General features: G+C 66.4%; 8 protein-coding genes and 1 pseudogene. 8 read left to right on the forward strand and 1 reads right to left on the reverse strand.

Features of this window, described 5'->3' with window-relative positions; genetic code table 11:
- The first annotated feature begins 337 nt into the window (after window positions 1-337).
- From LHA35_RS27005 to LHA35_RS27035, 7 genes are all read left to right on the forward strand, one after another.
- Window positions 338-637, forward strand: coding sequence for a helix-turn-helix domain-containing protein (locus tag LHA35_RS27005; protein ID WP_226614230.1), 300 nt, complete (start codon window positions 338-340; stop codon window positions 635-637).
- Window positions 634-2,016: a HipA domain-containing protein gene (locus tag LHA35_RS27010; RefSeq protein ID WP_226614232.1), complete on the forward strand. Its 1,383-nt coding sequence runs from the start codon at window positions 634-636 to the stop codon at window positions 2,014-2,016. The genes LHA35_RS27005 and LHA35_RS27010 overlap by 4 nt, the downstream gene beginning before the upstream one ends.
- A 131-nt stretch (window positions 2,017-2,147) precedes the next feature.
- Complete coding sequence (locus tag LHA35_RS27015; protein WP_226614233.1) at window positions 2,148-3,494, forward strand: aromatic ring-hydroxylating oxygenase subunit alpha; 1,347 nt, start codon at window positions 2,148-2,150, stop codon at window positions 3,492-3,494.
- Window positions 3,481-4,014 carry a 3-phenylpropionate/cinnamic acid dioxygenase subunit beta gene (locus LHA35_RS27020; protein WP_226614234.1) on the forward strand — a complete coding sequence of 178 codons (534 nt, stop codon included), beginning with the start codon at window positions 3,481-3,483 and terminating at the stop codon, window positions 4,012-4,014. Before LHA35_RS27015 ends, LHA35_RS27020 begins: the two co-directional genes overlap by 14 nt.
- Before the next feature lie 10 nt (window positions 4,015-4,024).
- Window positions 4,025-5,002: a Bug family tripartite tricarboxylate transporter substrate binding protein gene (locus LHA35_RS27025; protein ID WP_226614235.1), complete on the forward strand. Its 978-nt coding sequence runs from the start codon at window positions 4,025-4,027 to the stop codon at window positions 5,000-5,002.
- A gap of 165 nt (window positions 5,003-5,167) precedes the next feature.
- Window positions 5,168-5,836: a ParA family protein gene (locus LHA35_RS27030; RefSeq protein ID WP_226614237.1), complete on the forward strand. Its 669-nt coding sequence runs from the start codon at window positions 5,168-5,170 to the stop codon at window positions 5,834-5,836.
- Window positions 5,830-6,522 (forward strand): hypothetical protein, encoded by a 693-nt coding sequence (locus LHA35_RS27035; RefSeq protein WP_226614239.1) that lies wholly within the window; start codon window positions 5,830-5,832, stop codon window positions 6,520-6,522. Before LHA35_RS27030 ends, LHA35_RS27035 begins: the two co-directional genes overlap by 7 nt.
- Before the next feature lie 78 nt (window positions 6,523-6,600).
- On the opposite strand, the gene LHA35_RS27040 is transcribed toward LHA35_RS27035, so the two are convergent.
- The gene (locus LHA35_RS27040; RefSeq protein WP_226614240.1) at window positions 6,601-7,563 is read right to left on the reverse strand and encodes a replication protein RepA; all 963 of its coding nucleotides are present in this window, start codon (window positions 7,561-7,563) and stop codon (window positions 6,601-6,603) included.
- An 870-nt stretch (window positions 7,564-8,433) separates the two neighbouring features.
- Between LHA35_RS27040 and LHA35_RS27045 the strand changes: the two are divergent.
- A pseudogene (locus tag LHA35_RS27045) lies at window positions 8,434-8,766 on the forward strand (hypothetical protein); the annotation flags it as partial.

The following is an 8,766-nucleotide window of genomic DNA, read 5'->3' on the forward strand; positions in this document are numbered from 1 at the left end:
GCGAAGACAGGTCGGGAAGCCGGTCCATCCCGAGCTTGAATCAAAAGCTCACGGCACACGTCAAGCACTTCCCCAGCGCCAAGCGGCAGGCCCATCGTCACCGGGGGATGAGCAGGTACACCGCGAGAGCCTCGGTTCGACAATGTCCTGCTGCTATATTCGTGGTCTGGCACTCAGGCGCAGATCGAACAGGAGCAGCGCACTGCGGAGTTATGCTCCGATTTTAGGGCGCAAATGCCGACTAGGTGCCGCACCATGGGTTAGGGTCCGAAGTCAGAGCTAAACTGGTGGATGGCCGCCTCAAGAAGGATTATGCTCCGCCTCCGAGGCACAACCTATGTCAGAGAGCCATTCACAGAACCGCGGCGGCAGGCCGCTCGCCAGGGCGGAGGTCTCGACCCAGGCGCCCCTACGGGTCCAGCACGCTACCAATCTGGGTGCGCTCGTCCGCGCCGAACGCGTCGGACGCGGGCTGAACCAGGCGGAGATGGCAGCGCGCATCGGCGTGAGCCGCGGACTACTGGCGGGCCTGGAGCGTGGCGACCGCGGCGTGCGGCTCGACTTGGTGCTGCAGGTGCTGGCCGACCTCGGGATCGAGCTTGTGGCCTTCCCCAGCGGCGCCCACAAGGCGCCATGAGCGGCGCCCGCCTGCCTCATGTCCTCGATGTGTGGCTGGAAGGCGACCCCGCTCCGGTCGGTGAATTGCGCCGAGGCTCGGGGCTGTCGGTGACCTTCGCCTACCGTAGCCCTACGGCACCGCCGGTTTCGGTTCGCCTCCCTCCGCGGGAGGAGCCCTACGATGACCGCGCCTTGCGGGCCTTCTTCGACAACCTTCTCCCTGAAGGCGAGCCCAGAGGAGCGATCGCTGCACAACACCGTCTCGACACCGGCGACGTGTTCGGCCTGCTGGGCGTGATCGGCGCTGAGGCGCCGGGCGCCGTGTCCGTGCTGCCGGCCGGCTCCCCTCCTGCCAAGATCCCCGGTATCCTGGACCGGGACTATGAGCCGATGTCCGAGGCCGAGCTCGCCAACACGGTGCGCGCCGTGGCGGCTGGCCGGGCGCCGAGCCAGGCGCTGCGCTTCAGCCTCGCCGGCGTACAGGCGAAGTTCGCCCTGGCGATCGACAGGGACCGCTACCTGAGACCACGACAGGGCGCGCCCACGACCCACATCCTGAAGGTCGAGAGGGCCGACGGCCGCTCGCGCGGCATCGTCGCCAACGAGTTCCTCTGCCTGCAGGTCTTCCGCCGCCTCGGGCTCGAGACAGTGGAGGCCAGACGCGAGATCATCGCCGGCGTGCCCGTGCTGGTGGTGACCCGCTACGACCGCAGGCGGGAGCCGGGTGGCGTCATCCGGCGCCTGCACCAGGAGGATGCGGCCCAGGTGCACGGACTGGACCGCACGCTGAAGTATCAGGCCGATGCCGAGAATGCGGGCCTGACGGCGGGCTTCGCCGAGCTGTTCGGGGTCTTCGCCGCGGCCTGCTCGCCGGCGGTGGATGCACGCGACGCCATCCTGCGCGCCGCTTTCGTCAACTGGCTACTCGGCAACAGCGATGCCCATTGGAAGAACTGGGCGGCGCGCTACGAGACCCGCCCCACCGCGGTGCCCGGCCTACCGGCTAGGCCCCTTCTCCGGCTGGCGCCGTTCTACGATGTGGTCTGCGTGGCCATCATCGGGGAAGTGAGCCACGACCTCGCCATGCGGATCGGCCCCGACGAGACCTGGAACAGCGCTCGCCGCGAGGACTGGGAGCGGCTGGCCGGCCATGCCGTCGGTGGTCGATCGCGGACGGCGGTTCGCCGCGCCCTCGATCGCCTGCGGAGCTTGGCCGAACGGATCCTGCCGGCCCTGGACGAGGTCATGGAGGAGGGGCTGGCGTCACGACAGGAAGCAAAGCCGATCCGCGACGTCGTTGGCAGTCGCCTCCGGCACCTCAACGACACGCTGGACTGGAACGTGCCGGCGGCAACCGACGCTGCGATCATCCGCGGGGGCGGCTGGACCCTTTCCTAGCAGATCATTCCCTGCCCTGCCCTGCCCGCTGGGCGATCCTGCCGCCGGCGGCATGATCTGCGATACGTCCGTCGCGAATTGCTCGGCACGGCGCTTTCCTGGCAGCATCGCGGCGCAGGATGGAGACGGGCATGGCCGACGCGCTGGACTATTCCGGCCTCGTGGACCTCGCGGCAGGCACGGTGGACCGCGCCGCTTTTACCGATCCCGGCGTCTTCCAGGCGGAGCAGGAGCGGCTCTTCACCCGCGTGTGGCTGTTCCTCGGCCATGAGAGCCAGATTCCGGAGCCGGAGGATTTCTTCACCTCCCGCATGGGCACTGAAAGCGTCATTGTCGCCCGCGACCGCGACGGGCAGGTGCATGCGCTGCTGAACTCCTGCACCCATCGCGGCATGAAGGTCTGCCGGCACGACCACGGTAAGGCAAAGGTTTTCACCTGCCCCTACCATGGCTGGTCCTTCAGCAACGATGGCAGGCTGGCCGGCGTCCCCGGCGCCCTGATCGGCGTGCCGCATTTCGACAAGGCCTATCGCGGCGAACTGAGGCGTGAGGACTGGGGCCTCAGCCGTGCCCCGCGGCTCGAGATCTACAAGGGCACAATCTGGGCGAGTTGGGACGAGAACGCCCCCGACTTCCTCGACTATCTCGGCGACATGCGCCTCTACCTCGACTACGCGCTGGACGGGCGCGACGGGTCGCCCGGCGGCTCGCGTGTGGTGGCGGGCGTGCAGAAGTGGCGGGTGAACTGCAACTGGAAATTCGCGCCGGAAAACTTCATCGGCGATATGTACCACGACATCAGCCACCGCTCGGTGGACCTGGTCGGCATCGGGCCGGCCGGCGGCAAGGGGCGGCGGGCCGCCTTCAGACCGCGGCTCGCCATCGGCTTCCCCGGCCGCGGCCATGGCGTGCTGGGGGAACTGCCGACCACCGAACCCGAGCCCTACAACGACGCCTGGGCCCTGTACCCGGAGGTGAACGACTGGTACCGCGTGGCGCATGAGGCCCGGCTGGCGCACTTCGCCGGCCGGCCGCGCGTGGCAATGTCGGTGGGCACCATCTTCCCGAACATGAGCTTCCACGGCCGCCAGCCGCGCACCATCGTGGTCGCCCACCCCGTCTCGCCCACCGTCACCGAGCTCTGGCGCTGGTGCCTGGAGGATGCGGCGGCGCCGCAGGCGGTCAACGACGCGGCCCGCGTCTACTTCCTGCGCTATTCCGGCCCCGGCGGGATGACCGAGAGCGACGATATGGAGAACTGGTCCTACGCCACCGCGGCCAGCCTGGGCCCGATAGCGCGCCGGCGGCCCTACAACTACCAGATGGGCATGGGCCATGCCCGCCCGGCGCCCGGCCTGCGAGATGCAGTGGAATGCGGCGAGCTGACCGAGGAGAACGCCCGCATCTTCCACAGCCGCTGGGCCGACTTCCTGCGTGGCGAACCCTGGGCCGCGCGGGTGCCGCATGCCGCCGAGTGAGGCGGCGCTCTCCGCGCTGCTGCTGCGGGCTGAGATCGAGGACTGGCTGCTGGCCGAGGCCGACCTGCTGGATGCCCGTCGCTTCCGCGACTGGCTGGGCCTGCTGCACCCCGATGTGCGCGTGGCGATGCCGATCGCTCGCAATCTGGCGCCGGACCGCCTGCCGGCCGAGGAGCGCACGCAGCCCGGCCGCGACCTGATGTGGGTGGACGAAGGCTACGCGACACTCGAGCAGCGGGTGCGGCAGATAGAGACGGGGATCCACTGGGCGGAGGAGCCAGCCTCCCGCATCACCCGCATCCTCGCCGGCATACGCGTGCTGGAGGCAGACGAGGACCGCGTGCTGGCCGGCTGCCGCTTCGTCCTGCACCGCAACCGGCTAGAGGACGAGACCGACCTGCTGATCGGCCGCCGCCGCGACACGCTGCTGCGCGGGGCGAAGGGCTGGCGGCTGCTGCGGCGGGAGGTGCTGCTCGACCAGTCCGTGCTGCTGGCGAAGAACCTGACCATGTTCCTCTAAGGAGGGCCCGATGCGCCGCCGCACCCTGCTGACCGCCGCCGCCCTGCCACTGGCCGCCACTCCGCGTGACCTCCGGGCGCAGGAGGCCTGGCCGCCGCGCCATGCCCGCATCCTGGTGCCCTTCGCGGCAGGCCGCGTCACCGATCTGGTCGCGCGCATCCTGGCAGAAGGGCTGCGCGATGGCCTCGGCACGACCGCGGTGGTCGAGAACCGGCCCGGCGCCAATGCCGTGCTGGGGCTGGAGGCGCTGAAGCGCGCGGCGCCGGACGGCGCGACGTTGTTGGTCGGCGGCCTCGGTAGCCACGGCCTGCCGCCGGCCGTCATGGCGAACTGGTCCTTCGATCCGGTGGCCGACTTCACGCCCATCGGGCTGGTGGCCGAATTCGTCAACGTCATGGTCGTGCCGCCGGAGCTGCCGGCGCGCAGCGTGGCGGAGTTCATCGCCCTTGCGCGCGCCAGGCCGGGCGCGCTGAACTACGGCTTCACCAGTGTCGGCGCCTCTAACCAGCTGACGGCAGAGCTGTTCCGCCAGAGCACCGGCACCGAGCTGACGGGCATCCCCTTCGGGGCCACCGGCAACTCCCTGGTGCTGCTGCAGCGCGGCGACGTGCAGGTGGCTTTCGAGAACCTGCCGACCGTCGCCGGCGCGGTGCGCGGCGGAACCCTGCGCGCCTTGGCTGTCACCAGCCCCTACCGCACCGACCAGTTGCCGGAGGTGCCGACGATGCAGGAGGCCGGCCTCGCCGGCTTCGCAGTGACCTCCTGGATCGCCATCTACGCGCCACCGGCCATGCCGGCTGACCTGCGGGCGCGGGTCGAGAACGCCGTGCGCGGCATCATGGCGGCGCCCGGCGCGCGCCAGCGCTTGGCGAGCGCAGGCTTCGAGCCGGCCTGGAAGAGCGCGGCTGAGCTGGCCAGCTTTCAGGCATCGGAGATCGCCCGCTGGCGCGGCGTGGTGCGCGCCGCCGGGCTGCAACTCGACGGCTAATTCTGTGCCGGCGCGAGTGGTTTAAAGCCTGGTGCTGCCGCCCTGGAGCGTGTCCTCTTTCACCGTGAAAGTTTGCCTGCTGCGGTTTGCGCAGCTATTTCCCGCTTTCTAGTCGTTCCGCAGGTCGCTACTCTCCTGCGGCATCGTACAGCTGGGGGAGCTCAGATGCAGAAAGGGGAAGCACGCGCCTGCAGGCGCGTGATGCTGTTTGCGAGCAAAGGGGGAATGGGCAAGACGACCGTCGCTTCGAACCTCCTCGTCTCCGCCGCACAAGACGGCTTCAGGGTGATTGGCGTCGACTTCGATGGGCAGAAGAGCCTGACAACTTGGTTCGAGGCGCGAGCGCTGCATCCATCCATGGCTGACATGGCGCAAGTCGATGTCGGTCCGGCACCCCTGGACGAATGGGAAGCAGTTCTCGACCAGACTGAGCGGGATTACGACTTGGCGGTCTTTGACATGCCACCTGGCATTGACCCGAACTTGCAGGCAGTGCTGGCGTCGCTGGCGCCCCGAATGGACCTGATCATCATTCCGACACCACCCGAGCGACCAAGCTACAGCAAGGTCATCGACTTCATGGGGCAGTTCCGAAAGAGCGGCCTCAAATCAATTTGGCTTCTCAACAAAATTGTCAAGAACCGGACCAGCCTCCGGGAGGCCAGGGCGGAACTCGCGGAGTACGGACCACTCTGCCCGGTCGAAATAACGATGCGCGATGAGGTTTGGCGGGCCTTCGATGTCGGCTCGGCTGTCGCAGAACTCGGAGATGCTGCCGGTTTGGCCGAGATGGATGGCGTCTGGAAGTTCACGCGAGGGTGCCTGTCATGCTGAAAGCCCGTGAGACCATTGCTCTTGGCTCCCGTCGGCAGCCGGCGTCTTTCACCGTGAAAGACAATGTGCCTGCACCGGTTGCCACCCCCGTTGCTGATGACAGGGCTGAGGGGTTTGAGAGCGCTGCCCGAACCGCCGCTGAGATCGAGGATGCAGTCCGATCCAGCCTGCGCAGTGCTCAGATCGAACTTCCTGAAGAGGCCTTCACCCGCATCACGAGCGTCGTCCGTGACGTTAGCCGTCACTTTGGCAACATGCGCGACGAGGCCGTCAAAGTCGGCCGGCGGCTGTTACGCCTCCGCGAGGAGCATTCCGCGGTCTACGCGGCGCTTTTCCGGATTGTGGATGGACGTTGCGCAATGCCATTCTCGCCCGCGACTGCGAGCCGAATGTGCGCGGTCGCGCGGTTCGTGGATGAAGGCAAGGTGCCCCAGGACCGCCTGCCACTTGCGTACTCAGCAGCTTACGAGATTGTTCGGCTCGACGATGAGGGATTGCTGCTTGAAGCCGAGAAAGATGGGTTGGTCTCCCCGCGAACGAGCCGTAGTGCTGTTCTCACCTGGAAGAGAGGCAGGCGGCCAGTTCTGGATGACCCTCGGCGTGTGCTACTTGAAGAGAAAACCCGGCTGCTTGAGCGTCTCGCGCGTATCGACGACGAGTTGCGCGAATTGGGGGCCGAGGCTTGAAGTGTCGTAGCCGAACGGCACAAGCAGGCGCGGTGGGTAAAAGCTGGACTCTTGCGAGTCGGGACAGCGCCCCCAGTTTCAGCCACCGACCGGCTGGACTCTTGTGGTTGGACTGCCGACGGCAGAAATGAGTTTTGGTGCGATCGGTGGGCGCGAGGGCTTCAGTACAAGTCCCTTGCTCTCGAGCTCAACCTCAGCTTCTCGGTAAACCGCCGTTGCGACTTTCAGTGAATCAACGAATCGCATCTTGAAATGCGCCAATTTTTTGTAGGAACTACCGAACTGAGCATAAAGCGCTGGCCAGCTGACAGTCCGCGCCTGGGGTAGAACATGGAGCCGGTATGCCAGCCAGCAGTAAATGTCGAGTGCTTGGCTGTTGTTGCTGATGGCCCGGATCGCTGCTTCCTCAAGCGGAACGGGGTGCTTTCTCAGTTGCTCAAAAAAGGTTTCTGAAAGTCGCGCTGTCTCGACGAATAAGCTGCCCTGGGCGCTGTCGTCGTCTACGAACATGGCTGCGTCGACGATGTTTTGGTTCATCAGGCCGGCGCGACCTCCCTGCTGCACATGGAAAGTGAGCCGGCAACGGGAGAGGCGATCAGCTTGCTCACGGACGTCCTTAAAGCTCTTGCCTCCGATTGGGATCCCTAGACGCCCGAGCCAAGCGTGCAGGGAGCGGCCGAGTTCGATATCTCGGGAGTTGGTGCGCAGAGCTTCCGACTGCAGGTAGAGCAGGATTAGCCGCGCCCTGGATCCGAACGGGACTCCGCAGAATGCAGTGTCGTCGCCGGCAAGGTTTCGACGACCTGGCTCAACGACAAGCGTGACGCGCTCGGTTTGTACCTTCCAGACTGCATCGTCGGCCAACCGCTTGTGGGGAAGCGCAGCTTGGCACCAGCCACTATAAAGGAAGCCGATGCCAGCTTCCTCGTCGCTCATATACGCGATTGCGGCTTCGACAGCGCGACGGTCGGCATCTGTCTCGGCTGCCTTCAGAGCCCCCTGTCGGCCCAGCTCCTCAATGAGCTTGTGCACCGCGGCCACAACGCCACTCCTCCAGAGCCATCCGATTCCGCACTGACCAGCACGCTGCCGGAAAAGCCCATGTCACGTCCACTTGGACTCCTGTGATCGGAGACTACTAGGAAAGATATTTGTTATCTCTATTAGTATGCTCACAACAGTCCAGGGGGTAACCTGCTAACCCATTGATGGTTTGCGATGTCGATCGCAGGAGTCCAGGGTTGTCGTCACAAGAGATCAGCCGAGCGGCAGTGGGCGACTACGGAATGCCACGACGTTCCTTAGCCCCGCGCCCACCGCGACTCGGGACTGCGTGAGTCACAAGAGTCCAGCATGCCACCGCACGGCGCCTAGGAGGATTGGCGGCGGGCCGCCCTGGGCATGTAGTGTGCGGCGGCATCTGCAGGGACCATGATCTACAGCCCCGGGCGGTGTGGGCAGCGCCTTTTGATGTGGCACGAACCGCTGAGTGGCTTCTGGGTCAGGGCGGTCAGGAGACTGAGAATCACAAGAGTCCAGTCTGTCTTCTCCTTGGAGCAGCGTCACAAGAGTCCAGTCGGGGCAGGGTTGGGCATCACTGCCAATGTCCTGGGCAGCCAATCCATCGCAGCACGGGGGAGTTCAAGCTGCCCTGACACTGGAGGCGGCACTGAACGGATGGCTCGGAGGAAGCCCGTCCCTTGTGGTGCCTGCTCCAGCGTCCCCATCCACTCCGCACCCAGCGGCGCCGATGTCGCCAGCGGATCGCTCACGTCGCAGGAGACCTCGCAGCGACATCCCCACTGGTGACCGACCACATTGCCCTCGCGGACCCGTGCGACGCGGTGTCCGGCCGGTGCGGTAAAATGAATATAATGACAAATACAAACAATCTGGCGGGAGGCGACCGCAATGGCGACGGTGATCGGCAGGCCCGGCTGGGACGAGCTGTCAGGCACGCCGGAGCGCGACCTCCTGATCGGCCTTGATGGCGCAGACCAGCTCGACGGTCTGGCGGAGAATGACACCGTATTGGGGGGCGGCGGCGGTGACACCGCGCAGGGCGGGTTCGGCGACGATGCCGTGTTCGGCGACGCGGGCGGTGACCTGCTATTCGGCGACACCTGCGACGGACCGCTCCCGGCGGGCTACCGACCCGGCGAGGTGCCCGGCAGCAACTTCGTGCTCGGCGGTGGGGGCGACGATACCATCATTGCCGGCTTCGGCGTCGACACCGTCCTCGGT

This window comes from Roseicella aerolata (assembly GCF_020523605.1).
GTDB lineage: Bacteria > Pseudomonadota > Alphaproteobacteria > Acetobacterales > Acetobacteraceae > Paracraurococcus > Paracraurococcus aerolatus.